A 25,478-nucleotide genomic window follows, 5' to 3' on the forward strand; every position below is an offset into this window, starting at 1 on the left:
ACGCCCCTGTCGTCAGCGCAGCGTGATCCAGCTGCGCTCCTGCACGGAGCGCAGCGCGGCGGCTATCAGCCGGTCCACTTCGTAGCCGTCGCGGAAGGTGGGCCAGACCGGCTTGCCGCCGGCGATCGCCTGCAGAAAATCGCGCGCCTCGATGACGATTTGTTCGTTGTAGCCCGTGCCGTGCCCGGCTCCCTGGCTGAACGCCAGGTAGTCGGGGTGGGCGGGTCCCATCAGCAGGCGCTGGAAACCATGGCGTTGCGCGGGGCGGCTGGCGTCGTACAGCCACAGCTCATTCTGGCTTTCCTGATCAAACGCAATGGCGCCTTTCGTCCCCGTGATACGGTAGGTGTAGCCCATCTTGCGCCCGGCCGCCACGCGGCTGAAGGTCAGCGCGCCCAGCGCGCCGCTGGCAAAGCGCAGCATCAGATTCCCCTGGTCGTCGTTGTCCACCGCTTCCATGCCATGCGGGCCGTCGCGCCGCGCATGCACGGTATTCATGTCGGCCACCAGCGAGTCGACGGGGCCGCCCAGGCGCAGGGCCAGGTTGAGCAGGTGCGAACCCACGTCGGCCAGCGCGCCGGCGCGCGTTGCCGTGGCTTCCCGCGTGCGCCAGGAGGCGGGTGCGCGCGGGTCGTGCAGGTAGTCTTCCACGTGCTCGGCGGCGACGTGGATGATGTCGCCGATTTCCCCCGATTCGATGATCTGCCGCGCCAGCTGGCTGGCGGGCGTGCGGATGTAGTTGTAGCCGACCATGTTGGCCACGCCCGCGCTTTCCGCCGCCTGCGCCAGCAGCAAGGATTCGGCGGCCGTCATGCCCAGCGGCTTTTCGCAAAACACGGGTTTGCCCAGGGCCAGCGCCGCCAGCACGATGTCCTTGTGCGTGGCGGGCGGCGTGGCGACGACGATGGCGTCGATGGCGGGGTCATTGACCAGTGCGCGCCAGTCGCCGGTGGACCTGTTCCAGCCCAGTTCCCGCGCGCTGCGCGCCGCGCCTTCTTCGCTGCTGGTGGCGATGCAGGCGCAGACGGGGTTGCGGGCCGTGGGAAAGATGCTGCGCACGGTCTTGTAGGCGATGGTGTGGGCCTTGCCCATGTAGCCGGCGCCGATCAGGCCGATGTGGATGTCTTGCATAGGGAGTCTCCGAGGGTGACGCGTAGGGGATTCAGGCTTGCTGGCGCCAGGCGTGGCTGTCCAGGGCGTCGAGGAAGCGGGCCGCGGGCCAGTCCTGCGCCAGCGCTTCGCGCATGAGCTGCTGCTGCGTGGGCGGCGCCATGCCATCGATGGGCTGGTCGCGGTCCAGGTTACTGGGAAAGGCATAGCCTTCGGCGCAGGCGGCGATCGCGTGGCCGACGCCAGCGTCATCCAGGGCACCCTGCGCGCGCAGCGCCTGCAAGGCGGGATATAGCGCGGCGCTCATGGCGCGGCGGTCCAGCGTTTCCATGGCGCGCCCGAATGGCGACGACACTTGCAGCAGCTTGGCCATGCGGCGGATGTCGGGCGAACGGTTATGCCCGGCCGCGTGGAACAGGGCGGGATTGAAGAACACGGCGTCGCCTTTCGACAGCGGCAGCTGCACGCAATGCCGGGCAAAATAGTCGCGGAACGGCCGCTGCTGCCAGGCGAGAAAACCGGCCCGGTAGCGCTGCGAATAAGGCAGGTACAGGGTGGGACCGGATTCCAGCGGCATGTCGCAATGGGCGACGGCGCCCTGCAGGGTCAAGAGGGCAGACATCTGGTGCACGGGCGCGGGATAGGCGGCGCAGGCGGCGGCGCTCTGGAAGCCCAGGTGATAGTCGCGGTGCGGCGCCTGGGCGGCCCCGCCGGGATTGACGACGTTTACTTGCGCCGTCATCTGGTAGGCGGGCCCCAGCCAGGCCTCGGATATCCAGGCGAAGACGGGATTGGCGTAGTAGCGCGCGAACGTTTTGGGCGCGCGCAGGCAAAGCTTTTGCTGGGCGTTCCAGATGCGGTCATTCGCGCCCGGCCTGGCGAAATGGTCGCCTGCCGTCTGGCCGCTGGCATGCTGTCCGGCGATCAGGTCGCGGAACACGCGATTCGCCTGTTCCAGCGTCTCCATGTCGGTGACGGCCCGTTTGAGCACGATGACGCCGGGACCGTCCATCAGCGCCTTGCCCCATTCGGCCTGCAGCGCGCGCAGCGACGCCGGATTGGCAGCCAGTTCGCGCACTGCATCGCAGTCGTAGACGAGGATATTTTCCTGCACCGCGGCGGCGTGCGGATAGTCGGCCAGCGCCGTGCGGCAACTGACGGTGCCGATGAAGTCTTGCAGGTCGCAGCTTTCCGGCGTCAGCCAATACGGGACGGGCGGCTGGGCGCCGGCGTTGGTGGTGTGCATGCGGTGTCTCCTGATTATTTAAGTTGTAGAATCAGTATAGGGATGAAAATCCGCATTTTTCATCAGAAAATCCATCAAAAAACCATCAATCCGAAATGGAGAGCACGTGACGCATCCTTTCCCCGTCAAGGTCGTGGCGCTGCAGGCCGGCGTCAGCGTGGCCACGGTCGACCGCGTGATCAGGCAGCGCGGCGGCGTGCACGCCAATACGGTGCGCCGCGTGATGCAGGCGCTGGATGAACTGGCGCGGCAAAGCACGCAGGTGGGCCTGTCCGGCAGAAAATTCATGCTCGACGTGCTGATGGTGGCGCCGCGCCGCTTTACGGATGCCGTGCGCGCCGCGCTGGAGGCGGAGCTGCCGTCGCTGCATCCGGCCGTGCTGCGTTCGCGCTTTCACCTGCATGAAACCCTGGAGGTGGACGGCATCGTCGACCTGCTGGAACGCATCCGCAAGAACGGCAGCCACGGCGTGCTGCTCAAGGCGCCGGATGTGCCGCCAGTGGCCGAGGCGGTGAACCGGCTGGCGGCGGCCGGCATCCCTGTGGTGACCCTGGTGACGGACTTGCCGGCTTCCGCGCGCCGCAGCTATGTGGGCATGGATAACCGGGCGGCGGGCGAGACGGCCGCCTATCTGATCGGCCAGTGGCTGGGCGGCGCGAAAAAGAGACGGCAGGTGCTGGTGACCCTGAGCAGCAACCGCTTTCATGGCGAGGAAGAGCGCGAGATCGGCTTTCGCCGCGCGCTGCGCGAACGGCATCGGCACTTGAGCGTCGTCGAAGTGAGCGAAGGCCACGGCATCGACGGCGCCACGGGCGCGCTGGTGCGGCAGGCGCTGGCCGACCATCCGGGCATCGCCGCCGTGTATTCCATCGGCGGCGGGAATGCCGCCATCGTGCAGGCGTTCTCCAAAGCGGGCCGGCCTTGCCAGGTCTTCATCGGCCATGACCTCGACGCGGACAACCTGGCGCTGCTCAAGTCTGGCGCCATCCACGCCGTGCTGCACCACGACCTGGGCCAGGACATGCGCCGCGCCTGCCAGGAAATCCTGCGGGCGCAGGGCGCGCTGCCGGCATTGGCGCAGCCGGCCTGCCTGTCCGCCATCCAGATCGTCACGCCGTGGAACCTGCCCGCCCTGAATGGCCTGAATTGACAGGCATGCGAGGCTGGCCGATACTCGCCGCTTCGCTCATCGCTCACCTTTGAAGGAATCCCCCGATGTCCGTCATCCCGAAATTGCATCAGACCGTGCTTGCCGCCTTACTCTCCACCGCGTTTGCCATGCCGGCCATGGCCGCCGCCCCCGCAGCTGCGGCAGCCCCGTCGGCCTGGGTCGAGGCCAGCAACCGCAACGCGGCCATCGTGCTGGCGGCGCAGGCGCAGTTCTCGCCTGAAAACGCTTCCGACACGGGCCTGGCGCAGTACGACGGCCTGGCTGCCGACCTGGGACCCAATATCGTCGAACGCCAGGTGGCGGCCATGCAGCAGGCGCGCGCGCAATTGCAGCAAAAGCTGGAACTTGAACGCGACGAACGCATTCGCCAGGACCTGGAGATTTTGATCGGCGCCGTCGACCAGGAAATCGCTGGCACCCAGCTGGAAGCCAAGTACGCCTTGCCGTGGGTTGATGTGCCGCAAATGGTCTTTGGCAGCATGCAAAGCCTGCTGCAGGAACAGCGCCCGGCCGCGCGCCGCGCCAAGGCGCTGGAACGGCTGCAGCGCTACGTCGGGCAATACCCGGGCAGCACGCCGATCACGCAGCAGGCGAAGGCGCGCTTCACGGAGCAAATCGGCAAACCCGGCCTGGCGGGACCCGTGCGCCTGCAGGTGGAGCAGTCGCTGGAAAACGTGCCGACGTATGTCGCCGGTATCCGCAAGCTGTTCGCCGACATGCAGATCGCGGGCGCGGAGAGTGCGCTGGCGGCCATGGAACAGCAGCTGACCGAGTATGCGGCGTGGGAAAAGCAGGTGGTGCTGCCCCTGTCGCGCACGGATTTCCGCATGGCGCCCGAGCTGTATGCGTTTCGCCTGAAGCAGGTGGGCATCGATATCGAGCCGCGCGCGCTGGTCGAACGGGCGCAGGTGGCTTACCTGGAAACGCGCGCCGCCATGCAGGCGCTGGCGCCCGTCGTGGCGGAGAGAATGTCGCTCAAGAGTGTCGACGGCAGCGATTACCGCCAGGTGCTGCGCGCGCTGAAAAGCGCGTCGATTCCCAACGAGCAGCTCGAAGCGCATTACAAGGGCGTCAATACGCAGCTCGAAGAACGCATCGCCCGGCAGCGCGTGGTCGATATTCCTGCGCGCGCCATGACCATGCGCCTGGCGTCCGCCGCCGAATCGGCGGCCCAGCCGGCGCCGCATATGCGTCCGCCTCCGCTGATCGGCAATACGGGAGAACACGGCCAGTTCGTCCTCCCCGTCAGCAATCCCGCCGCCAGCGGCAAGGGCGAGGCGTATGACGATTTCAATTTCGCGGGCGCCGCCTGGACCCTGAGCGCGCACGAGGGCCGCCCTGGCCACGAGCTGCAGTTCAGCGCCATGGTGGAGCGGGGCGTGTCGCAGGCGCGCAGCCTGTACGCGTTCAACAGCGTCAACGTGGAAGGCTGGGCGCTGTACGCGGAAGCAGAGATGATTCCCTACGAGCCGGCCGAAGGCCAGTTCATCGCGCTGCAGTTCCGCATGCTGCGCGCGGCGCGCGCCATGCTCGACCCGATGCTGAACCTGGGGCAAGTCACGCGCGAAGAAGCGGGCCGTATCCTGACGGAAGAAGTGATGCTGTCGAAACCGATGGCGCGTCAGGAGCTGGACCGCTACACCTTCAATGCGCCGGGCCAGGCGGGCAGCTATTTCTATGGCTACACGCGCATCCTGCAACTGCGCGCGGAAACGGAGCTGGCGCTGGGAGACAGATTCGACCGCCTGGCATTCAATAATTTCCTGCTTGGGCAGGGCTTGCTGCCGCCGGACTTGCTGGCCAAGGCCGTGCGCGAACACTTCATCCCCGCACAGAGAAAAGCCAGGGGCTGACGGCGGTCTCCTGCGCATGCCATACTGGCGCCCTTGAATGAAAACGTGAGAGTGGCAGGCATGTGGCGTGGGATTGTATGTGGTGTGCTGGCCGGCGCCTTTTGGGGCGCCGTTTTCATTGTGCCCGTCTTGCTGCCGGATTTTTCCCCGATCGAGCTGATGGTGGGGCGTTACATCTGCTATGGCGCGCTGGCGGCCGGCCTGATGCTGCCGCGCCTCTTGCCACTGCTGCGGCGCTTGCGGCGCAGCGACTGGCTGGCCATGCTGCGCCAGGCGCTGGCCGGCAATGTCGTGTATTACCTGCTGCTGGCCTACGGCGTCAAACTGGCCGGCGTGGCGCCCACTTCCCTGATCATCGGCTTGCTGCCCCTGAGCGTCACCATCCTGGGCCGCAAGGACCACGGCGCGCTGCCGCTGCGCCAGCTGGCCTGGCCGCTGCTGGTGGTAGCGCTGGGTATCGCCTGTATCAATGTCGATATCTTCAGCCATGCAGGCGGCGCGGGCGGCGCCGGTCTGGCGCACAAGCTGGCCGGCGTGCTGTGCGCCGTTGGCGCGCTCGCCTGCTGGACCTGGTATGCGCTCGACAATGCCCGTTTCCTCAAGCGCCACGCGCATTTCAGTTCCGTGGAATGGGCCATGCTGTATGGCCTGGCCAGCGGCGTCATCGCCCTGGCCGTTGGCGCCGCGATGCTGGCGCTGCAGCAGGCAAGCGGCGCCGACGACGCGCCGGCGCGCGACTGGCACCGCTACTGGCTCGTGTGTTTGCTGCTGGCGCTGGGCGCTTCCGTGATCGGCAATTACCTGTGGAACCTGGCGTCGCGCCTGGTGCCGGTCACCTTGTCGGGCCAGCTGATCCTGTCGGAGACCCTGTTCGCGCTGCTGTACGGCTTCGTCTACGCGCAGCGCATGCCGCGGCCCCTGGAATGGGCCGCCATGGTCTTGCTGACGGCGGGCGTGCTGTGGTCCGTGCGGCGGCATGCGCAATAGGAGGGAGCAGGGCAGGAGGCAGGACGGACGTAGCGAAAAATACATCGTTGCCGGCCTGCCGTTTGCAGTGGGCGAGCCGTATAATTACGCTAATTTTCCGCCCACCCAGGGAGTTCCGCTTGCAGCTACCGATCCGTTATCCGAACATGCCGCAACTGCTGCTGAAGGCCCGCGACAGCCTGCTCCAGCATTTCCGTCCCATCCTCAATCACTTCGGCGTGACGGAGCAGCAGTGGCGCATCATGCGCGCGCTGAACGAAAGCCCGACCCTGGAACCGCGCGAACTGTGCGAGATCTGCCAGATTTCCAGTCCCAGCATGAGCGGCATCCTGGCGCGCATGGAAGAAATCGGCTTGATCGGGCGCAGCAAGTTCGAAGGCGACCAGCGCCGCCGCAAGGTGCACCTGTCGGAAGCGGGCGCCAGCCTGCTGTTGCAGATGGGCAAGCTGATTGACCTGCAATATGAACACCTGGAAGCGGCCTACGGCAAGCAGGTGTTCGAAGACATGCGCCGCACCTTGGAAGCCTTCATTGCCCTCGAGACCCTGCCGGTGGCGCCCGCCATCCTGCGCTGACCATCCCGCTTTTCCCCCGTTTTCCCGCCTGCCTGATTAGCCACCGGGCGCGTGTTTTTCGACACGCGCCGCCGCTGCTTTCCCCATGCCTGTTCCGCGTATTTCCGCATCCTGCCGGGCTTGTGTCCGCATACCTGACGGTTTTGCTATAAGACACAAGAAAGTTTTGCTATAAGACTACGCCTTACAGTCAATCACTTACATGTGAGTAAATAAGCGTATAATTTGCTCCACTTGATCCAAATCAAGAAGAAAAGCGGACGCCCCACGCGCTGTATGGGGCCGCAACGCGGCGCCTCGCCAGTATGTCGCCATCACGGCGGTAATGCCGGCCGGGCGTACTATAAAACAGGAAAGTCAGGAAAAAATGAACACTACATGCATGCGCGCTGCGGCGCTGGCCGTCTCCACGCTCATCGGCGCAAACGTTTGCGCCCAAAGCAATGTCAGTATTTACGGCGTGGTCGACGCGGCCATGGCGTACACCAGCAACCAGGGCGGCAATTCGAACACCTACATGCGCAGCGGCAACTTGTCCGCCAGCAAGATCGGTTTCCAGGGCGTGGAAGACCTGGGCGGCGACCTGAAGGCGCTGTTCCTGCTGGAAAACGGCTTTGAAAGCGACACGGGCGCGCAAAGTTCGGCCAGCTCCCTGTTCAACCGTCAGGCTTACGTGGGCTTGCAATCGGCAGCCTACGGTAGCGTCACGGCCGGCCGCCAGTACACGCCGTACTACCTGCTGGTGGGCTCGCTGGCGTCGAGCAACGTGTTGACGGGCGCCACCGGCGCCCACCCTGGCGATATCGACGGCCTCGATACGACCGTGCGCATCAGCAATTCCGTCACCTACAGCATGCCGGCCTGGCGCGGCCTGCAGGCCAGCGCGCAGTACGGCTTTGGCGAAGCGGCAGACGGCAACGCCGTGGGCAGCAGCTTCAGCGCCGCCGTCAAGTACAGCACCTCGCCAGCCGAATTCGCGCTCGGCTACCTGAAACTGAAAAACGGCCAGAACAATGCCAGCGCCATGGCCATGAGCACCCAGGGCGGCTGGAACGGCAATGCTTCGGGCAGCTTCGGCATTTCCGCCATCAACCAGGGCTACGCCTCGGCTGAAAGCGTGCAATTCATCGCCGCCAGCGCGCGCTACACCATGGGCAAGTGGATGGTGGGTGCCAACGCCAGCAACGTGCAATACGAGGCGGGCAGCCGCTCGGCCTTCCGCGACACGGCCATCTTCAACACGGCCGGCCTGATCTCCAGCTACCAGTTGACGCCGCAGTGGTTCCTGGCCGCCGGCTACAGCGACACCTTCGCCAGCCACGCCAACGGCATCGCCGACCGCGCGCGCTACCGCCAGCTGTCGTTCGAACAGACGTATGCGCTGTCGAAGCGCACCGCGATCTACCTGATCGAGGCGCGCCAGCTGGCGCGCGGCCAGACCCTGGGCCAGGACGGCGCCATCGTCAACGCCGTCGCCTCGGTCGGCGATTCGCAAAACGGCACGCCATCGTCGACCGGCGGCCAGACGGTGGTCATGGTCGGTCTCAAGCATTCTTTCTGAACGGTTGCTGAACTCACGGGAGCTTCAAGTGGACGCTACACATCACAAGGAGGGCCGCGGCCCTCTCAATCCCGGCCGCCGCATGGTGCTGGCCGGCTTGCTGTCGGCTTCGGCCGCGGCGCTGATTCCCTGGGCGCTGGCAGAACCGGTCGCCAATGCGGAGCAGGGCGCCTTCCTGGGCGTGTCGGCCATGCTGGTGGGGCGGCAAGTGCTCGACCCCGTGCTGGCCAACCGCCTGTATGACGCACTGGTGGCGCAGGATACGGCCTTCCCGGCGAAGGTGCGCGCGCTGCTGGCCCTGATCAATGCGCAAGGCTTGCAGGCGGCCGGCCTGCAGGAAGCGCTCGACGGGCTGGACCCGGCCCAGTCGCCGCTGGCTGCCTTGCCGCGCCAGATCGCCAGCGCCTGGTACCTGGGCATCGTCGGCACGGGCGAGGCGGCCGTCTGCGTCGCCTACGAGCAGGCGTTGAACGCGGCCGTCGTGGCCGACGTGCTGAAACCTCCCACGTATTCCTACGGCGCCTACGGCAGCTGGGCCAGAAAACCAATTTAAGGAGCCATCATGGCTGAAGAACTCTCTGCCGATTACCTCGTGATCGGTTCCGGCATCATCGGCTCCCTGGCCGCGCGCAAGCTCGCGCTGGCCGGCGCCTCGGTGCTGATCCTGGAAGCGGGACCGCGCGTGTCGCGCGGCGAAATCGTCGCCCGTTTCCGCAACACGACGCGCCGCAGCGACTGGATGTCGCCGTATCCGTCCGTCGCCACGGCGCCGCACCCGATCTACCAGCCGACCGATAACGGCTACCTGGTGCAGGCCGGCCCGTATCCATACCCGGCCGAATACATCCGCCAGTTCGGCGGCACGTCGTGGCACTGGGCCGCGCAGGCGTGGCGCAATGTGCCGAACGATTTCCGCATCCATACGCTGTATGGCGTGGGCGTCGACTGGCCGATCAGCTACGAAGACCTGGAGCCGTTTTACCAGGAAGCGGAAGAGATCATGGGCGTCTCGGGCGCCGAGAACACGGGTTCGCCGCGCAAGCAGACGTTTCCGATGGACCCCGTGACGGAGCCGTACGCCATGCGCCGCATCCGCGAGCGCCTCGACCCCACCTTCAAGGTCGTCGGCAACACGGTGGCGCGCAACAGCGTCAGCTACGATGGCCGCCCGGCCTGCTGCGGCAACAACAGCTGCCAGCCGATCTGCCCCATCGACGCGCAATACCACGGCGGCATCGCCGCGCAGCAGGCGGAGGACGCGGGCGTCAAGATCGTCTGCAATGCCAACGTCTACAAGCTGGAACACGACGCGCAGGGCCGCATCACGGCCGCGCTGTATTACGACGTCGACAAGAAAAGCCACCGGGTCACGGCCAAGACTTTTATCCTCGCCGCCAACGGCATCGAAAGCCCGCGTCTGCTGCTCGTTTCCGCCTCAGATAAATACCCGAACGGCCTGGCCAACAGCAGCGACATGGTGGGCCGCAACCTGATGGACCACCCGAGCACCTCGATCACCTTCGACGCCGATGAAGACTTGTGGCTGGGCCGGGGCCCGCAAAGCCCCAATTCCATCAACACCATGCGCGATGGCGACTTCCGCAGCGAGCACTCGCCGTACCGCCTGGATTTCACGAACATCTCCCGCGTCGACGGCGCCACCAGGGAATTGATCGGCAAGGGCGTGTTTGGCGAAGCATTCGAGCAGCAGCTGCGTTTCCGCTCGGCCCGCGAAATGAGCCTGAAAAACGTGCTGGAAGTGCTGCCGAACCCGGAGAACCGCATTGCCCTGAGCAGCGAAAAGGATGCCATGGGCATCCCCAAGCCGCAGGCGCACTATTCGATCGACGAGTACACGAAGCGTGGCCATGAGCGCTCGAAGCAGGATTTCGAGAAGATCGCCAAGCTGATGGGCGGCACCAATCTGCGCCACAGCAAGGAAGGCGTGTTCGCCAACAATCAGCATATCTGCGGCACCCTGTCGATGGGTTCCGACCCCGCCAAGGCCGTGTGCGACCAGTGGGGCCGCACCTTCGACCACGCCAACCTGTTCCTGTGCAGCACCGGCGTGCTGCCCACGTCCGGCACCTGCAACTCGACGGAAAACGGCCTGGCCGTGGCGCTGCGCACCGTCAAGCACATCCTCGACGAACAACAGGGAGGCACAGCATGATGGCGGCCTTCAGACTGACGGCGGGCGCCGTCTTGCTGTCTCTCGCGGCCATGCCCGTGCTGGCGGCCGACAAGGGCGTGCCCGATGCGGCGGCGATCGAACGCGGCCGCTACCTGGCGACGGCCGGCGACTGCATCGCCTGCCATAGCGTGCCTGGCGGCAAACCGATGGCGGGCGGGCTGTCCCTGGCGACGCCATTGGGCGCCATTGTCGCCACCAATATCACGCCGTCGAAAACGCACGGCATCGGCAATTACACGCTCAAGCAGTTTTCCGACGCCGTGCGCCATGGCGTGCGGGCCGACGGCGCCAACCTGTACCCGGCCATGCCCTACACGGCCTACGCCAAGGTGACGGACGAGGACACGGCGGCCCTGTATGACTACTTCATGCACGGCGTGGCGGCCGTGGATGCGGCGCCGGCACAGACGACGGACTTGCCGTTCCCGTTCAACATCCGCCTGTCGATGGCGGGCTGGAACATGCTCTTCCTCGACAAGAAGCCCTTCGTCGCCGATACGGCGAAAAGCATGGAGTGGAACCGGGGCGCCTACCTGGCGCAAGGCCTGGCCCACTGCACCACCTGCCACACGCCGCGCAATGCGCTGATGGCCGAGCAGCTGTCGAAGGAGCTGGGCGGCGCCGACCTGGGTACGTGGCATGCGCCGAACATCACGTCGGATATCAACAGCGGCGTGGGCGGCTGGAGCCAGCAGGAACTGGTCGATTACCTGCGCACGGGCCGCACCGCGAACAAGGCGCAAGCGGCGGGACCGATGGCCGAAGTCATCGACCATAGCCTGAAGCACCTGAACGACGCGGACTTGCACGCCATCGCGCACTACGTCAAGAGCGTGCCGGCCATCCGCGACAAGGCAGATACGCAGCCGGTGACGCAATGGGGCAAGGCGGGCGACGAGCTGGCCAGCATCCGCGGCGTGCCGCTGCCGCAAAACCTGAACAAGATGTCGGGTGCGCAGCTGTACGATGCGCAGTGCGCCAGCTGCCACCAGGCCAGGGGCGAGGGCAGTTTCGACGGCAGCCTGCCGCCGCTGTTCCACAACTCGGTGACGGGCCGCAGCAACAGCAACAACCTGGTGATGGCCATCCTCGACGGCGTGGAGCGGCAGGATGGCAGGGGTGCCCATGCGGGTCACCTGATGCCTGCCTTCCGCCAGACCCTGTCGGACGAACAGATCGTCACCCTGGGCAATTACGTGCAGAAGATGTACGGCAATCCCGCCATCAAGGTGACGGCGGAGCAGGTGACGACCTTGCGCAACGGCGGCGCACCGTCCAACCTGATCGGCCTGGCCCGCGCGGGCATCATCGTCGGCGTGCTGGTGCTGCTGGCATTGCTGCTGTGGTGGCGGGGACGCCGGCGCAAGCAGGCGTAGAAGCAGCCGCGAATAACAGGCGCTGAAGTACAGACGCTGAAGTACAGGCAGGGGCCAGGCTGAATAGTCCGGCCCCTTTTTTTACGTCTTGATATTGCAACTGGTTTGCATCTGTGTAAATTATGTACTATCATTAGTTACATGAGACGCGACAGCAAACTATCATCGATCCTCCATGTGCTGCTGCACATGGCCCACGCGGGACGCCCGATGACGTCCGAGGAACTCTCCACCTACCTGGACACCAATCCCGTGCTGGTGCGGCGCGTGATGGCCGGCTTGCGCGAGCGGGGCTACGTGGCCTCGGTCAAGGGCCACGGCGGCGGCTGGCGCATCGTCTGCGACCTGCACCGCGTCACCCTGCACGACATTTACGTGGCCGTGGGGTCGCCCACCGTCTTCGCCATGGGCAACCGCGTCGATCAGCCGGGCTGCCTGGTCGAGCAGGTGGTCAACCAGTCGCTGGCCGGCGCCTTCGACGAAGCCGAGGCGCTGCTGATCCGGCGCTTTGGCGCCGTCACCCTGGCCGACCTGGCCGAACGTTTCAGCCAACAATACGCCGCACACCAAGGAGCACCGCATGACCATTCCTGAATCCCAGGGCGGCGCCACGCCAGCCGCCGCATTCGACGCCGCATTCGACGTCATCATCGTCGGCGGCAGCTACGCGGGCCTGTCGGCCGCCACGCAACTGGCGCGCGCCCGCCGCCGCGTACTGGTGGTCGATGGCGGCCAGCGCCGCAACCGCTACGCCAGCCATTCCCACGGCTTCCTGACCCAGGACGGCAGCGGGACGGCCGCCATCGCGGCCGAGGGTAAGGCGCAGCTGATGGCGTATGCCACCGTCGCCTGGCTGGATGGCACGGCCGTGCAGGCAGCGGCCAGCAGCGATGGCGATGGCTACGACGTGACCCTGGCGGACGGCATGCGCGTGCGGGGCCGCCGGCTGGTGCTGGCCACCGGGGTGATCGACGAATTGCCGCCCGTCGATGGCCTGGCCGAGCGCTGGGGCCGCAGCGTCTTCCACTGCCCGTATTGCCACGGCTATGAACTGGAGCAGGGCGCCATCGGCGTGCTGGCCACCGGCCCCCTCTCCATGCACCATGCGCTGATGCTGCCCGACTGGGGCACGGTCACTTTCTTTCTCAACGGTGCGTTCGAGCCCGATGGCGCGCAGCTGGAGCAGCTGGCCGCGCGCGGCGTCACGGTAGTGCGCGCGCCCGTGGCGCGGATCGCCGGCGTGGCCGACGTGGTCATGCAGGATGGCAGCCGCCATGCGATGGCCGGCCTGTTCGTGGCGACCCGCACCCGCCTGGCCAGTTCCCTGGCCGGTGAGCTGGGCTGCGCGCAGGAAGAGGGCGCCATGGGCCCGTTCGTGCCCACCGACGAGCAAAAGGCCAGCAGCGTGCCTGGCGTATTTTGCTGCGGCGACGCGGGGCGCATGGCCGGCAGCGTGGCGTTCGCGGTGGCCGATGGCGCCATGGCTGGCGTGGCGGCGCACCGCTCGCTGATGTTCGGACTGGCCCCGGCGGCGTAATGCCGGGGCCGTGGTGCGTGCTGGCGCTCAGGCGGCAAAACCGCCATCGATCTTCAGTCCTGCGCCCGTGACGAACGCCGCTTCCGGGCTGGCCAGGTAGGCCACCATACCGGCGATTTCATCGGCCGTGCCGTGGCGGGGCAGGGCCATCAGGCCGTGCATCAGGTCGGCGAAGTCGCCCGTCGGCGGGTTCATGTCCGTGGCGACGGGACCCGGTTCCACGTTGTTGATGGTGATGCCGCGCGGACCCAGGTCGCGCGACAGGCCTTGCGTCAGGCCGCTCAGCGCCGATTTGCTCATGGCGTAGGCGGCCGCGCCGCCGAACGGCATGCGGTGCGCATTCGTGCTGCCGATGTTGATGATGCGTCCGCCCGTCTGCATGTGCGCCACGGCCGCCTTGATGGCGACGAAGACGGCGCGCACGTTGACGTTCAATGTCTTGTCGAAGTCTGCCAGCGAGAAATCGTCGATGGCGCCGGGCAGGAACACGCCCGCGTTGTTGACGAGGATATCGATACGGCCAAACTGCGCCGCCACCTTGTCGATGGCGGCCGTCAGGGCGGTGGCGTCGGCCGCATCGGCTTGCACGCCCAGGGCCTTGCCGCCGCTTGTCTCCACCGTGGCGGCCAGCGCCTGCGCTTCGGCGGCCGAGCTTTGATACGTGAAGACGACGTTGGCGCCCTGGCTGGCCAGGCGGCGCACGATGGCGGCGCCGATGCCGCGCGAGCCGCCCGTCACAAACGCGATCTTGTCTTGCAGTGGCAGGGAGGTGCTGGTGGTGGTTTGGGTTTGCATGATGTGCTTTCTAAGTGAGGAATCGAGGAGTTCAGTATCTGCCTTTCATTCCTGCCGCGCTAGCCATGAATCGCTACAATCACTTTCAACCATTGGTATCAGCTGAGCGGGTAGAATAGGCGCATGGACGCCCTCAATCACTTGCAATCCTTCGTGCTGTCTGCCGAGCTGGGCAGCTTTTCCGCCGCCGCGCGCCGCCTGGGCCTGACGCCGGCCGCCGTCAGCAAGAACGTGGCGCGCCTGGAAGCGAGCCTGGGATTGCGGCTGTTCCAGCGCAGCACGCGCCGCCTGACCCTGACGGAAGGGGGCGAGCGTTTCCTGCAGCAGATAGGCGGCGCCCTGTCCACCCTGCGCGAGGCGATCGCTGGCGTGGCGGAAGAGGGCGGCCAGCCGGCCGGCATCCTGAAAATCAGCATGGCGCCGTCGTTCGGGCGCAGCTACGTGGTGCCACTGCTGGGCGACTTCATCGCGCGCCACCCGGGCGTGGTGCCCGACTGCCATTTCGACAACCGGCAAGTCGACTTGATCGGCGAAGGCTTTGATGTCGCCATCGGCGGCGGCATCGAGCTGACGCCGGGCGTGGTGGCGCGCGAGCTGGGCCACGCCCACATCGTCGCCACGGCGTCGCCCGCCTTCATGCAGGGCAAGGCCATGCCCAGGCATCCGTCGGACCTGGCGCAATTCGACGGCGTGGCGCGCCGCTCGGCCGGCAGCGGCAGGCTGCGCAGCTGGATATTGCGCGACGGCTCGGGCGGCGAAGGCGTGGCCGAATGCCGGCCGCGCGCCATCTTCGACGACCCGGAAGCGATGGCGCAGGCGGCCATCCTGGGCGTCGGCGTGGCGCTGCTGCCCATGCCGCACGCGCTGGCCCACTTGCGCAGCGGCGCCCTGGTCCGGCTGCTGCCAGGCTGGCACGCCGATTCCGGCCCCTTGTCCGTGTACTATCCCAGCAAGAAGCTCTTGCCCGCGAAGACGCGCGTGTTCGTCGATTTCCTGCTGGAGCAGTTCCGTCAGCGCGATTTCGCTGCGCAGATGCGGCCCGATTAAACGATGAACAATTCCCATGCATAGTAATTACAGCCTGTTTTACACCTTCGACGGCGACCGGCCGGCCCGCTTCCGGGAAGCGCGCGTCTTCGGCACGACTGTCTGGACGGCCAGCGGCACGGCCATGACCTGGGGCGAGGAGACGCGCAACGACTACGCAAGGGAAGCCGAAGCGTACGCCGTCTACCTGGCGCATGGCCGGGCCGCGCTGGCCGACGGCTACGTGCTGGCGCGCGAAAGCGTCATCGACCCGGCCGTCTTCGATTTCGCGCTGCTGCAAACCCTGGTGGCGGATGCCGCGCGCCTGGCTGTCGAAGCCGCGCGCCGCGCGCATCCCGACCAGCACATCGACGCTTTCGCGTTGGTGAGCGACGACAGCGCCATGACGATAGGCTGCATGGCCAACAGCCGCGAAGCGCTGGCCGCCTCGGAATACGACGAGGAGATGCTGTGGAATCCCGCCGAATGGGCGTTCGACGACGGCGGCGCGTATTTCGACAGCGCCTACCGCCTGCTCTTGCAGGCGCACCGCGACTTGCCGTTCGACATGGACTTCGCCACCTTCCGCAGCGGCGTGTTCGACGCCTGCATCGCGGCGCTGGCGCAGCTTGACGCCGAAGGGGTATTCGGCACGGGCGCTCGGCGTGACGAGAGCGTGCTGCTGTTCGAGGTCAGCGACAGCGAAGCGGTGGAAGGCGCGATGGCGCGTTTGAATCCGCCGGCGGTGGTGGCGCGGTTCGAGGCGTGGATGGCCAGCTGGGCCGATTAGGTTCTACGCCGCCACCAGCCTGAGTCTCGTAATCTCCGCCGGCGCGCCGATGCGTTTCGGCGGCCCCCAGTAGCCCGTGCCGCGGCTCACGTAAATCCACAGGCGGCCTTGCCGGTGCAGGCCCGCCACGTAGGGCTGCTGCAGCGGCACGAACAGATTCCACGGCCAGAACTGGCCGCCGTGCGTGTGGCCGGACAATTGCAGGTCGTAGCCGGCCGCTTCCGCCTCGGGCGCGCTGCGCGGCTGGTGCGCCAGCAGGATGCGGGGGATATCGGCCGGCGCGCCGGCGATGGCCGCTTGCGGGTCGCTTTTCTGCGCCGGATCGAAGGCGGCCGCGTTGAAGTCGGTGATGCCGGCCAGCGCCAGGCGCGCGTCGTCGCGGTCGAGGACGACATGTTCATTCATCAGCACGCGCAAGCCCAGACGGCGAAATTCCGCCACCCACGGTGCGGCGCCCGAATAGTATTCGTGGTTGCCCGTGACGAGGAAGACGCCGTGGCGCGCGCGCAGCTCGCCCAGCGGCGCCGTGTGGCTGCCCAGTTGCGCCACCGTGCCGTCGACTACGTCGCCCGTGATGGCGATGAGGTCCGCCTGCAGGCCGTTGGCGCGCGCGACGATGGCCTGCACGTAGGCGCGCTTGATGGTGGCGCCCACGTGGATGTCGCTCAGTTGCACGATGGTGTAGCCCTGCAAGGCGGCCGGCAGGCCCGCGATGGGCACGTCGACCTCGCGCACGCGCGCCACCCGGCGGGCATTGATGAAGCCGACGACGGTGGCCAGCAGCGCCAGGAGCAGCACAAGCACGGCGGACGCCTGCGCGTGCGGGCGGGTGGCGGGAATCAGCATCAGCAGTGCGCGCAGCGCGGTCAGCACGAACAGCGAGGAAAAAAAGCCCATGCACAGCGAGCCGGCCCAGCTCAGACGGTCGGCCAGGCGCGCATCGTTGGTGACGGTGCGGGCAAAGATCGTCATCGGCATGAGCATGGTCGACGCCAGCAGGACCAGGCCGCCCAGCAGCCAGCCGGCCAGGCCGACGGGGAGCGACGGCAGCAGCAGCCAGCCCAGGAGGGCGTGCAGGGCGCCCAGTATCATGGTGATGCGCAGCAGCGGCGTGCGGGTTGTCATGTCATGCTTCCAGAGGTGAGGCGGCCGCCGATTATAGCCGACGCCTTGGCCGCAGGCAGCCGCCACCCCGCTCAGGGGGCGATATGCAATCCCAGCATGGCCAGCTTGCCGAAATCGACGGGTTTGGCGAAGTGTTCGTTGAAACCGGCCTGTAGGGCCGCCTGGCGGTCGTGTTCCTGGCCGTAGCCGGTCAGCGCGACGAGCAGGAATTGCTGCGGTATCGGCAGCTGGCGCATTTTGACGGCCACGTCGTAGCCGCTCATGTCGGGCAGGCCGATGTCGAGAAAGACGATGTCGGGCTTGAATTCCAGCGTGCGCTCGGTGGCTTGCGTGCCTGTGTAGGCCGTGCGCACCGTGTGGCCGTACATTTCCAGCAGTTCGGCCAGGGTGTCGGCCGCATCGCGGTTGTCGTCGACGACGAGGATGCGCTGGCTGCCGCCGGTGGCGGCCTGCGGCGCCGGCACGGCCGCCAGCGGCACGTTGGCGTCGAGCGGCAGCAGGACTTCGAAGGTGCTGCCCAGCCCTACGCCGGGGCTGCGCACGCTGACCTGGCCGCCGTGCAGGGTCACCAGGTTGCGCACCAGCGACAGGCCGATGCCCAGGCCATCCTGCACCCGGTCGGGCGAGTGGCCGCTTTGCTCGAACAGGCCGAAGATGCTGTCGATGCTGGCCGCGGCGATGCCGATGCCGTTGTCGCTGAGGCGGATGCGCACATTGTCGCCTTCGCGTTCGGCGGTAATGGCGATGCGCCCGCCCGGCGCCGTGAACTTGGCCGCGTTGAGCAGCAGGTTGGCGACGATCTGCGACAGGCGCACGGCGTCGCCGCAGACCCACAGTTCTTCCCGGGGCAGGTTGACGTCCAGCGCATGGCCGCGCGCCTCGATGCTGTGCGAACTCGTTTCCAGCGCGCTGCGGATGACGCTGGCCAGGCTTACGCTTTCCCATTGCAGCGAGATTTTGCCCTGCGAAATGCGCGACACGTCGAGCAGGTCGTCCACCAGGCGCACCAGGTGATCGGTATGGCGGGCGATGGTGCGGCGCGCATTGTCCTGCACGGCCGGCACGACGGGGTCGAGCTTGCACAGCAGGGCCAGCGCCGTGCGGATGGGGCCCAGCGGGTTGCGCAATTCGTGCGCCAGGGTGGCCAGGAATTCATCCTTGCGGCGGTCCACGTCGCGCAGCGCGCGCTCGACGCGGCCCAGGCGCAGCAGCGCCTTGACGTTGGCGATCAGTTCATCGGCCTCGATCGGCTCGACCAGGTAATTGTCGGCGCCGCCGTCCAGGGCGCGGATCTTGTCGGCCGTGCCGATGCAGGAAGCCGACGTTTGCAGCACCAGGATGGTGTTCGTCTCGGCGCCGCCCTTCAACTGGCGGCACACCTCCAGGCCGTTGATGTCGGGCAGCTTGACGTCGAGCAGGATCAGGTTGGGGCGGTCGTGGCGGGCGCGCAGCAGCGCGTCGCCACCGTTTGACGCTTCGATGACCTTGAAACCGGCGCGTTGGAGGATGCGCGACTTGGCGTAGCGGGCGCCATCGCTGTCATCGACGTTCAGGATCAGAGCATCGCTGTTGTTATCCGGTAGCATGCGCATTGTCCCAGGTGGTTGTGCCTTGCGGCGGAACCGGCTCTTGCCGGTGGTGTGGATTGCCGATCAGCGCGCGCAGGGTCGCCAGCAATTGCTGGCGCGGCAGCGGTTTCACGTAGTAGGCGTCGGCGCCCAGGGCCAGGCCCTTGCGCACGTCGTCGATCTCGGTGGCGACGATGACGGGCACCTGGCGCCGCAGCGGGTCGTTTTTCAGCTCGGCCAGCCAGTGCCAGGCCGTTTCGCCGTGCAGCAGGATATCGAGGATGACGGCGGCGGGGCGCTGCTGTTCCCAGCGCTCCTGCGCCTCGCGCACGCTGCGCGCGGGGACGACGCGAAATTCGCTGCCGGCCAGGAATTTTTCATACAACAGGCGCACGGGGGGATTGTCTTCCACCACCAGCACGGCGATGCGCTGGTCGTTGCCATTGTCGTTGGCCGGCGCGCACGGGGGCAGGCTGCCTTCGGGCGCGTGGTAGCTGGCGGGCAGGACGACGGAAAACAGCGAACCGTGGCCCGGCGTGCTTTCCACGCTCACCGTGCCATTGAGCAGGGTGGCCAGGTTGCGGCACAGGGGCAAGCCCAGACCCGTGCCCTTGACCTTGCGCTGCATATGGTTTTCCACCTGGCTGAATTCCTCGAAGATCATCTGCACGTCTTCGGCGGCGATGCCCAGGCCCGTGTCGGAGACGGAAAAGCGGATCGCGTCCTGCTCCGGCAAGGGCGTGGCGCTGACGACGATGGCGCCCGCTTCCGTGAACTTGAGGGCGTTGGAAATGAAGTTGCGCAGGATTTGCGACAGCTTGCCTTCATCCGTGTGGATGTGCAGCGCCGGATCGGGGTCGATGAAGGTCAAGGTGAGCGTATCGGACACCAGCAGCGGGCGCAGCATGCCGCGCAGGGCGCTGAACAGGTCCGCCACCTGGAAACTGTTGGCGTGCACGTCGACCTTGCCCGCCTCGATCTTGGCCAGGTCCAGCAGGTCGTTCACCAGGTCGCTCAGGCTGACGGCGCTTTGCAGGATGAACAGCACCTGTTTTTCCTGTTCCTCCGACAGATCTCCGTCGATGCGGTCGAGCAGCAGCTTGGACAGGGCGCGGATGGAGCTGAGCGGCGTGCGGAATTCATGGCTCATGTTCGACAGGAAGCGCGATTTCATCTGGTCGGCGCGGCGCAGGTGGTCGGCCTTTTCGTCCAGTTCCGCGAACAGCGCCACCACGCCGCGATTGGTGTCTTCCAGTTCGCGTGTCAGCTGCAGCAGGTCGTCCTGCCGCGTCTTCAGTTCGGCCAGGGTGGTCAGCAGCTCGCGGTTCTGCTGCTGCACTTCCGACAGCGTGATGTCCGGCGGCAGCGCCTGCAGGCTGCCGGACAGCGTGCCGATCTTGCCGCCGTCGAGCAGGGGCGCGTCGCGCGGGAACAGCTTGTGCAGGGTGATCTGTGTGCCATCGCCCGGCGCGCTGCGGATATGGCAGCGGTCCATCAGGCGCTGCGCGCCCAGGATGCCCAGGCCCATGCCCGTCGGCGAGCGGTAGGTGCCAGCCAGTATCTGTTCCAGCTGCGCGATGCCGGGGCCCTGGTCCTCGATGCGGATGCTGAGCACCTGCGGCGCCGTCTGGCCATCGATGGCGAAATGCACCTTGCCGCTGCCGGCGTAGTTGTAGACGTTGCGCGCCAGTTCCGATACGGCCGTGGCGATGCGCACCTGGTCCTGCACGCCGAAGCCGCACAGGGCGGCGATCTGCCGCGCGCGCTGGCGCGCGCCCACCACATCGAGTTCGCTGCCGATATGGGCCGTCAATATGCGTCGTGTCATGTCGTTTCGCTCCTTTCCCCCGTCACGGCCTGCTGTTCCTCGTGTTCGCGCAGCACCACCACCGTGACGTCGTCGCGCCCGCGCGCAAAGTCGCGGTACAGCACGGCGGCGACGAGGCTGGGGTGGCAGTGCGCCAGGCCCGGATACTGTTCCAGGTCCCAGCGCGTGTGCAGGCCGTCGCTATGCATGATCAGTGTTGCGCCAGGCTGCCACGGATAGCAGAATTCCTGCACCTTGCGCAGGTTGCTTCCGACGATGCCGTTGTGCGACAGCAAATGCCGGCGCTGCCGCGCATCGAAGGCGCAGGCGGCGATATTGCCCACGCCCGCGTAGCGCAACTGACGGCGCGCGCTGTCGATATGCGCCAGGGCCAGGGCCGCGCCGCGCGTGGCGCGCAGGGCGCCGTTGGCCAGCTCGATGAAGGGGGCGGGCAGCGGCGGCAGTCCCGGCGTGTCGTGTTCCAGCAGGGCGCTGGCGCGTTCCGAGGCGCGCGCCGCGAGCGGGCCGTGGCCCAGGCCATCGGCCACCATCAGGCTCAGTTCATGGCCTTCGCAGACCACGTTCCAGGCGTCGCCGCATACCTGTTCCGAGGCCAGCGGCAGGCAGACGGCGCCGATCTGCCAGTTCGGGCTGGCCGGGATGGCGCTGCTGGCGTTCGGCCCCCAGACCACCATCATCAGCACCGTGCCCTTGCCGGGCGCGGTGTACAGGTCGAATTCCTGGCTCAGGCGGCGTATCGCGCCCAATCCCACGCCGTAGGTGCCCGTGGTGGAATGGCCATCCTGCATGTGCTGGCGCACATTTGCCATGCCGGGGCCGCTGTCGATGGCCAGCACTTCGATGCCGCTGGTGCCGCCGCGCAGCACCTTGCGCAGCAGGATTTCGCCGCGCTGCGCGTGCTTGACGATGTTGGTCGCCGCTTCGCTGATGATGATGGCCAGCTGGCCCGTGCGCACGTCGTCGAAACCGATGTGGCGCGCCAGTTCGTTGCCGGCGCGGCGGGCCGTGGCGATTTCGCTCGGTTCGCCGACGGAAAAACGGCGTTGCCTGGCAATGTCAGGGGCTTGCTCGAGGTGGTTCAAAACAGCTTCCATTTCGCGATAGTGACAGTGGTGCCCGCGCCGGGCGCCGTGTCGATGTGAAAGGCGTCGGCCAGGCGCTTGGCGCCACCCAGCCCCAGTCCCAGCCCGCCGCCGCTGGTATAGCCATCGGTTAGCGCCAGGGGAATATCGTCGATGCCCGGTCCCGCATCGACAAAGCGCAGTTCCAGCCCCTGGCGCGCGCCATCGCTGACGCGCGCGATGCGCGCTTCGCCGCCGCCGCCGTAGCGCAGGGTGTTGCGCGCCAGTTCGCTGGCCGCCGTAATGATCTTGGTCTGTTCGATCAGGCCAAACCCCATGGCGACCATGCTGTCGCGTACCTGTTTGCGCAGCCGTACGACGTCTTCGTCGCTGTGCAGAGGCAGAATCTGCTGCGCCCCGGCCTGCGCCCGTTCCTGTGCCTGCGCGCCTAGCACGGCGCCCCCGTCATGCGCATGCGCCGCCCCGTTCCAGCAGCTTGATCCCCCGTTCCACGTTCAGGGCCGTGCTGACGCCTTCCAGGGTCAGGCCCAGTTCCACCAGGGTGATGGCGACGGCCGGCTGCATGCCGACGACGACGGTGCGCGCGTCGAGGATTTTCGCCATCGCCGCCGTGTTGCTGATCATGCGGCCGATGAAGGAATCGACGATGTCGAGCGCGGAAATGTCGATCAGCACGCCCGTGGCGCGGTCCGTCACGATGCGGGTGGTCAGGTCGTCCTGCAAGGTCATCGCCAGGCGGTCATGCATGTCCACCTGGATCGTCACCAGCAGCAGCCGGCCCATGCGTAAAATGGGGATTCTTTCCATAGGCGCCTCAGTGTTGTTGCTGCTGGTAGGTGATGCTGGAGCCCGTGCGCTTCAGGGCCACGACGAAGGCGTCGGCCAGGGTAGCCTTGGTCATCACGTCTTCCAGGTTCACGCCCAGGTGCACGATGGTTTGCGCGATCTGCGGGCGGATGCCGCTGATGATGCAGTCGGCGCCCATCAGGCGCGCGGCGGCGATGGTTTTCAGCAGGTGCTGCGCCACCAGGGTGTCGACGGTGGGCACGCCCGTGATGTCGATGATGGCGATCAGCGCGCCCGTGTCGACGATTTTTTGCAGCAGGCTTTCCATCACCACCTGCGTGCGCGCGCTGTCGAGGGTGCCGATCAGGGGCAGGGCCAGCACGTTTTGCCACAGCTGCACCACGGGCGTGGACAGTTCCAGCAATTCCTGCTGCTGGCGCAATATCACCTGTTCGCGCGCCTTCTGGTAGATGGCGATGGTGAGCAAACCCAGCTCGTCGAACAATTTGCTGGTGCTGACGATGGCGTCGCCCAGTTCCTGCGGCTGCGCCGTGATTTCCTGGCGCAGGTAGGCGAACAGCGGTTCCTTGAGCGAGAACATGAAGCTTGCCGTGTCGATCGGCGAATAGCCCTGGCGCACGCGCGACTGCGATATTTCCGCCAGCAGCTGGCGCGTGTCGTCCCAGGCGCCGCCTTCGATGTCGAACGAGTCGCCGCTTTCCAGCGCGCCCGCCAGCAGCGGCAGGAATTGCGACGCCTGCTGGCGCAGCTCGTTTTCGGCGATCTTGTCGCGCCGCACCAGGCGGGCGATCAGGCCGGCCATCCAGCCGTCCAGCAATGCCGTGTGGTGTTCGTTGATGATGCCGGCCAGTTGCTGCGCCTGGCTTGTGCCCGTCTTGACCGTGTCCGTCTTCATACTCATGCTCATCCTTGGCTGGAGTGGAGGGTGCGGCGCGGCCGCAAGCGGGCACGCGCTGTGATGAATAAATTATAGGCAGGCGTGGCCATAGCTTGTGTTCTGTGCCGCACATAGTGGCGCATGTCGATGTACATTCTTGTGGGAAACATTGGCGTCCTTAAAGATGTATGTAGTTTGCATGTTTAAGCGAATTCCGCTACACTGGGAACACTCAACAAGAGAAAAACATCATGAATATCGACAAATTCAAACAGCAGCACCTGGCCATCCTGGCCGCCATCGATGACTTGCGCCAGCTGGCGCGCGGCGGTGTCGGCGCGCAGGCGCAGGCCATTGCCGACCAGATCATCGCCATGAGCGGCTTGATCAAGCTGCACCTGGCCGTCGAGCAGCGCTACCTGTATCCGGCCGCGCAGGCGTGCGGCGTGGCCGAGGTGGCCCGGCTGGGACGCCAGTACGAAAACGAGATGCACGGCATCGCCGGCGCCTACCTGGATTTTGCCGGCCGCTGGAATACGCCCGTGCGCCTGGAAGCCGAACCGGAAGCCTTCCGCAGCGAAGCCAATACCGTGCTGCACGCGCTGTTCCAGCGCATGCGGCGCGAAGACCACGATCTGTATCCGGCCATTGAATCGCTGGCCTGACACCGCTTACTAATAGATACATTAATAGATACACAGGAGTTTTACATGCTGACCCAAGAACAACGCGCCATCATCACGGCCACCGTCCCCATCCTCGAGCAGGGCGGCGAAGCGCTGACCCGCCATTTCTACAAGAATCTGTTCCGCGACCATCCCGAAGTGCTGCCGTACTTTAACCAGGCGCACCAGCACAGCGGCGACCAGCAGCGCGCGCTGGCCAATGGCGTGCTGATGTATGCCAAAAATATCGACAAGCTTGCCGCGCTGGGCGACCTGGTGGCCACCATCGTCAACAAGCACGTGGCCTTGCAGATTCGCGCCGAGCACTATCCGCTGGTGGGCGCCAGCCTGTTGCAAGCCATCCGCGAAGTGCTGGGGGCCGAGGTGGCCAGCGACGCCGTCATCGACGCCTGGGGCGCGGCCTACGGCCAGCTGGCCGACATCCTGGCCGGCGAGGAAGGGCGCATCTACAAGGCGCAAGCGGCCGCGCCAGGCGGCTGGAGCGGCGTGCGTGACTTTATCGTGCGCGGCAAGAGCGTGGAAAGCGCCGAGATCACGTCCTTCCTGCTGGCGCCGGCCGATGGCCAGCCCGTGCTCGACTTTGCGCCAGGTCAATACATTGGCGTGCTGGCCACCGTCGATGGCGTGCCCATGCGCCGCCAGTATTCCCTGTCCGCCGCCAGCAATGGCCAGACTTACCGCATCAGCGTCAAGCGCGAAGAGGGCGGCAAGGTATCGAATTTCTTCCACGACCACGTGCAGGCGGGCGACACCGTGCAGCTGACGCCGCCATCGGGCGACTTCGTGCTGACGGAGAGCGACAAGCCGCTGGTGCTGATCAGCGGCGGCGTCGGCATTACGCCCACCCTGGCCATGCTGACGGCGGCCCTGCGCGGCAAGCGTCCCGTGCATTTCATCCACGCGGCGCGCAACCACGGCGTGCATGCATTCCGCGCGCAGATCGATGCACTGGCCGCGCAGCACCCGCAGCTGCAGCGTTATTACTGCTATGCGGAACATGGCGGCGAACACGATGCGCCGGGCGCCGCCGCGCCGGACGCCGTCGGCTTGCTGAATAAAGAGCAGTTGAACAGCTGGCTGCCGGCCTCGCGCGACGTCGACGCCTACTTCCTGGGGCCGCAGCCATTCATGCGGGCCGTCAAGCAATACTTGCGCGAACTGGGCGTGCCGGAACAGCAGACGCACCACGAGTTCTTCGGACCGGCTGCCGCCTTGAATTGATTCTTTGCCTGCCTTGTGTTGTCCCGGCGAGAAAAAACGCTGCCGTAAGGGGCGGGTAAGCCT

General features: G+C 66.4%; 24 protein-coding genes. 14 read left to right on the forward strand and 10 right to left on the reverse strand.

All coding sequences use genetic code 11. The annotated features are described in order from the left end of the window. Nucleotides 1-12: 12 nt before the first annotated feature. Both OX460_RS03625 and OX460_RS03630 read right to left on the reverse strand, forming a co-directional pair. Complete coding sequence (locus OX460_RS03625) at nucleotides 13-1,131, reverse strand: Gfo/Idh/MocA family oxidoreductase (RefSeq protein WP_289897677.1); 1,119 nt, start codon at nucleotides 1,129-1,131, stop codon at nucleotides 13-15. A 31-nt stretch (nucleotides 1,132-1,162) separates the two neighbouring features. After that, the gene (locus OX460_RS03630; protein ID WP_289897678.1) at nucleotides 1,163-2,356 is read right to left on the reverse strand and encodes a phytanoyl-CoA dioxygenase family protein; all 1,194 of its coding nucleotides are present in this window, start codon (nucleotides 2,354-2,356) and stop codon (nucleotides 1,163-1,165) included. A 106-nt stretch (nucleotides 2,357-2,462) separates the two neighbouring features. On the opposite strand from OX460_RS03630, the gene OX460_RS03635 reads away from it, so the two are divergent. The 10 genes from OX460_RS03635 (at nucleotide 2,463) to OX460_RS03680 (ending at nucleotide 13,610) form a co-directional block, all read left to right on the forward strand. Further along, nucleotides 2,463-3,506 carry a LacI family DNA-binding transcriptional regulator gene (locus tag OX460_RS03635; RefSeq protein WP_289897679.1) on the forward strand — a complete coding sequence of 348 codons (1,044 nt, stop codon included), beginning with the start codon at nucleotides 2,463-2,465 and terminating at the stop codon, nucleotides 3,504-3,506. A gap of 65 nt (nucleotides 3,507-3,571) precedes the next feature. Beyond that, the gene (locus tag OX460_RS03640; protein WP_289897680.1) at nucleotides 3,572-5,380 is read left to right on the forward strand and encodes a DUF885 domain-containing protein; all 1,809 of its coding nucleotides are present in this window, start codon (nucleotides 3,572-3,574) and stop codon (nucleotides 5,378-5,380) included. Between the two features lie 60 nt (nucleotides 5,381-5,440). Next, on the forward strand, nucleotides 5,441-6,367 hold the full coding sequence (locus tag OX460_RS03645) for a DMT family transporter (RefSeq protein ID WP_289897681.1): 927 nt from the start codon (nucleotides 5,441-5,443) through the stop codon (nucleotides 6,365-6,367). 119 nt (nucleotides 6,368-6,486) lie between these two features. Beyond that, nucleotides 6,487-6,942, forward strand: coding sequence for a homoprotocatechuate degradation operon regulator HpaR (gene hpaR, locus OX460_RS03650; protein ID WP_251348489.1), 456 nt, complete (start codon nucleotides 6,487-6,489; stop codon nucleotides 6,940-6,942). Nucleotides 6,943-7,309: 367 nt separating this feature from the next. Beyond that, complete coding sequence (locus tag OX460_RS03655; RefSeq protein WP_354669816.1) at nucleotides 7,310-8,503, forward strand: porin; 1,194 nt, start codon at nucleotides 7,310-7,312, stop codon at nucleotides 8,501-8,503. Between the two features lie 28 nt (nucleotides 8,504-8,531). Beyond that, nucleotides 8,532-9,056: a sugar dehydrogenase complex small subunit gene (locus OX460_RS03660; RefSeq protein WP_289897682.1), complete on the forward strand. Its 525-nt coding sequence runs from the start codon at nucleotides 8,532-8,534 to the stop codon at nucleotides 9,054-9,056. Between the two features lie 9 nt (nucleotides 9,057-9,065). After that, a complete protein-coding gene (locus tag OX460_RS03665; RefSeq protein ID WP_289897683.1) occupies nucleotides 9,066-10,676 on the forward strand; it encodes a GMC family oxidoreductase in 1,611 nt (536 codons plus the stop codon). Beyond that, on the forward strand, nucleotides 10,673-12,073 hold the full coding sequence (locus OX460_RS03670; RefSeq protein ID WP_289897684.1) for a cytochrome c: 1,401 nt from the start codon (nucleotides 10,673-10,675) through the stop codon (nucleotides 12,071-12,073). Before OX460_RS03665 ends, OX460_RS03670 begins: the two co-directional genes overlap by 4 nt. 141 nt (nucleotides 12,074-12,214) lie before the next feature. Then, nucleotides 12,215-12,667, forward strand: a complete 453-nt coding sequence (locus OX460_RS03675; RefSeq protein WP_289897685.1) for an Rrf2 family transcriptional regulator — start codon at nucleotides 12,215-12,217, stop codon at nucleotides 12,665-12,667. Then, complete coding sequence (locus tag OX460_RS03680; protein WP_289897686.1) at nucleotides 12,654-13,610, forward strand: NAD(P)/FAD-dependent oxidoreductase; 957 nt, start codon at nucleotides 12,654-12,656, stop codon at nucleotides 13,608-13,610. The genes OX460_RS03675 and OX460_RS03680 overlap by 14 nt, the downstream gene beginning before the upstream one ends. A 27-nt stretch (nucleotides 13,611-13,637) precedes the next feature. Here OX460_RS03680 and OX460_RS03685 read toward each other — a convergent pair whose 3' ends face one another. Next, complete coding sequence (locus OX460_RS03685; protein WP_289897687.1) at nucleotides 13,638-14,405, reverse strand: SDR family oxidoreductase; 768 nt, start codon at nucleotides 14,403-14,405, stop codon at nucleotides 13,638-13,640. Between the two features lie 123 nt (nucleotides 14,406-14,528). On the opposite strand from OX460_RS03685, the gene OX460_RS03690 reads away from it, so the two are divergent. Further along, nucleotides 14,529-15,452 carry a LysR family transcriptional regulator gene (locus tag OX460_RS03690; protein ID WP_289897688.1) on the forward strand — a complete coding sequence of 308 codons (924 nt, stop codon included), beginning with the start codon at nucleotides 14,529-14,531 and terminating at the stop codon, nucleotides 15,450-15,452. A 16-nt stretch (nucleotides 15,453-15,468) separates the two neighbouring features. Continuing rightward, nucleotides 15,469-16,221 (forward strand): DUF4303 domain-containing protein, encoded by a 753-nt coding sequence (locus OX460_RS03695; RefSeq protein ID WP_289897689.1) that lies wholly within the window; start codon nucleotides 15,469-15,471, stop codon nucleotides 16,219-16,221. 3 nt (nucleotides 16,222-16,224) lie between these two features. On the opposite strand, the gene OX460_RS03700 is transcribed toward OX460_RS03695, so the two are convergent. The 7 genes from OX460_RS03700 to OX460_RS03730 form a co-directional block, all read right to left on the reverse strand. Further along, nucleotides 16,225-17,346, reverse strand: a complete 1,122-nt coding sequence (locus tag OX460_RS03700; protein ID WP_289897690.1) for a metallophosphoesterase — start codon at nucleotides 17,344-17,346, stop codon at nucleotides 16,225-16,227. Between the two features lie 71 nt (nucleotides 17,347-17,417). Continuing rightward, the gene (locus OX460_RS03705; protein ID WP_289897691.1) at nucleotides 17,418-18,932 is read right to left on the reverse strand and encodes a response regulator; all 1,515 of its coding nucleotides are present in this window, start codon (nucleotides 18,930-18,932) and stop codon (nucleotides 17,418-17,420) included. Further along, on the reverse strand, nucleotides 18,919-20,742 hold the full coding sequence (locus tag OX460_RS03710; RefSeq protein ID WP_289897692.1) for an ATP-binding protein: 1,824 nt from the start codon (nucleotides 20,740-20,742) through the stop codon (nucleotides 18,919-18,921). The genes OX460_RS03705 and OX460_RS03710 overlap by 14 nt, the downstream gene beginning before the upstream one ends. Then, nucleotides 20,739-21,824 (reverse strand): ATP-binding SpoIIE family protein phosphatase, encoded by a 1,086-nt coding sequence (locus tag OX460_RS03715; protein ID WP_289897693.1) that lies wholly within the window; start codon nucleotides 21,822-21,824, stop codon nucleotides 20,739-20,741. Before OX460_RS03715 ends, OX460_RS03710 begins: the two co-directional genes overlap by 4 nt. Beyond that, nucleotides 21,821-22,258, reverse strand: a complete 438-nt coding sequence (locus OX460_RS03720) for an ATP-binding protein (RefSeq protein WP_253192610.1) — start codon at nucleotides 22,256-22,258, stop codon at nucleotides 21,821-21,823. Before OX460_RS03720 ends, OX460_RS03715 begins: the two co-directional genes overlap by 4 nt. A gap of 10 nt (nucleotides 22,259-22,268) precedes the next feature. Further along, nucleotides 22,269-22,631, reverse strand: a complete 363-nt coding sequence (locus OX460_RS03725) for an STAS domain-containing protein (protein ID WP_099667758.1) — start codon at nucleotides 22,629-22,631, stop codon at nucleotides 22,269-22,271. 7 nt (nucleotides 22,632-22,638) lie between these two features. Further along, a complete protein-coding gene (locus tag OX460_RS03730) occupies nucleotides 22,639-23,532 on the reverse strand; it encodes an STAS domain-containing protein (RefSeq protein WP_289897694.1) in 894 nt (297 codons plus the stop codon). Nucleotides 23,533-23,759: 227 nt separating this feature from the next. On the opposite strand from OX460_RS03730, the gene OX460_RS03735 reads away from it, so the two are divergent. Continuing rightward, nucleotides 23,760-24,173 carry a hemerythrin domain-containing protein gene (locus tag OX460_RS03735; protein ID WP_099667760.1) on the forward strand — a complete coding sequence of 138 codons (414 nt, stop codon included), beginning with the start codon at nucleotides 23,760-23,762 and terminating at the stop codon, nucleotides 24,171-24,173. 45 nt (nucleotides 24,174-24,218) lie between these two features. Further along, nucleotides 24,219-25,415, forward strand: coding sequence for an NO-inducible flavohemoprotein (gene hmpA, locus OX460_RS03740; RefSeq protein ID WP_289897695.1), 1,197 nt, complete (start codon nucleotides 24,219-24,221; stop codon nucleotides 25,413-25,415). Nucleotides 25,416-25,478: the final 63 nt, after the last annotated feature.

Source organism: Janthinobacterium sp. SUN033, assembly GCF_030397595.1.
Taxonomy (GTDB): Bacteria; Pseudomonadota; Gammaproteobacteria; order Burkholderiales; family Burkholderiaceae_D; genus Janthinobacterium; species Janthinobacterium kumbetense.

Bases quoted from the DNA above. Each gene is read 5' to 3' on its own strand.
- OX460_RS03625 (WP_289897677.1), bottom strand. From the start codon at position 1,131: ATGCAAGACATCCACATCGGCCTGATCGGCGCCGGCTACATGGGCAAG.
- OX460_RS03630 (WP_289897678.1), bottom strand. From the start codon at position 2,356: ATGCACACCACCAACGCCGGCGCCCAGCCGCCCGTCCCGTATTGGCTG.
- OX460_RS03640 (WP_289897680.1), top strand. From the start codon at position 3,572: ATGTCCGTCATCCCGAAATTGCATCAGACCGTGCTTGCCGCCTTACTC.
- OX460_RS03645 (WP_289897681.1), top strand. From the start codon at position 5,441: ATGTGGCGTGGGATTGTATGTGGTGTGCTGGCCGGCGCCTTTTGGGGC.
- OX460_RS03655 (WP_354669816.1), top strand. From the start codon at position 7,310: ATGAACACTACATGCATGCGCGCTGCGGCGCTGGCCGTCTCCACGCTC.
- OX460_RS03665 (WP_289897683.1), top strand. From the start codon at position 9,066: ATGGCTGAAGAACTCTCTGCCGATTACCTCGTGATCGGTTCCGGCATC.
- OX460_RS03670 (WP_289897684.1), top strand. From the start codon at position 10,673: ATGATGGCGGCCTTCAGACTGACGGCGGGCGCCGTCTTGCTGTCTCTC.
- OX460_RS03675 (WP_289897685.1), top strand. From the start codon at position 12,215: ATGAGACGCGACAGCAAACTATCATCGATCCTCCATGTGCTGCTGCAC.
- OX460_RS03680 (WP_289897686.1), top strand. From the start codon at position 12,654: ATGACCATTCCTGAATCCCAGGGCGGCGCCACGCCAGCCGCCGCATTC.
- OX460_RS03685 (WP_289897687.1), bottom strand. From the start codon at position 14,405: ATGCAAACCCAAACCACCACCAGCACCTCCCTGCCACTGCAAGACAAG.
- OX460_RS03690 (WP_289897688.1), top strand. From the start codon at position 14,529: ATGGACGCCCTCAATCACTTGCAATCCTTCGTGCTGTCTGCCGAGCTG.
- OX460_RS03695 (WP_289897689.1), top strand. From the start codon at position 15,469: ATGCATAGTAATTACAGCCTGTTTTACACCTTCGACGGCGACCGGCCG.
- OX460_RS03700 (WP_289897690.1), bottom strand. From the start codon at position 17,346: ATGACAACCCGCACGCCGCTGCTGCGCATCACCATGATACTGGGCGCC.
- OX460_RS03705 (WP_289897691.1), bottom strand. From the start codon at position 18,932: ATGCTACCGGATAACAACAGCGATGCTCTGATCCTGAACGTCGATGAC.
- OX460_RS03710 (WP_289897692.1), bottom strand. From the start codon at position 20,742: ATGACACGACGCATATTGACGGCCCATATCGGCAGCGAACTCGATGTG.
- OX460_RS03725 (WP_099667758.1), bottom strand. From the start codon at position 22,631: ATGGAAAGAATCCCCATTTTACGCATGGGCCGGCTGCTGCTGGTGACG.
- OX460_RS03730 (WP_289897694.1), bottom strand. From the start codon at position 23,532: ATGAGTATGAAGACGGACACGGTCAAGACGGGCACAAGCCAGGCGCAG.
- OX460_RS03735 (WP_099667760.1), top strand. From the start codon at position 23,760: ATGAATATCGACAAATTCAAACAGCAGCACCTGGCCATCCTGGCCGCC.
- hmpA (WP_289897695.1), top strand. From the start codon at position 24,219: ATGCTGACCCAAGAACAACGCGCCATCATCACGGCCACCGTCCCCATC.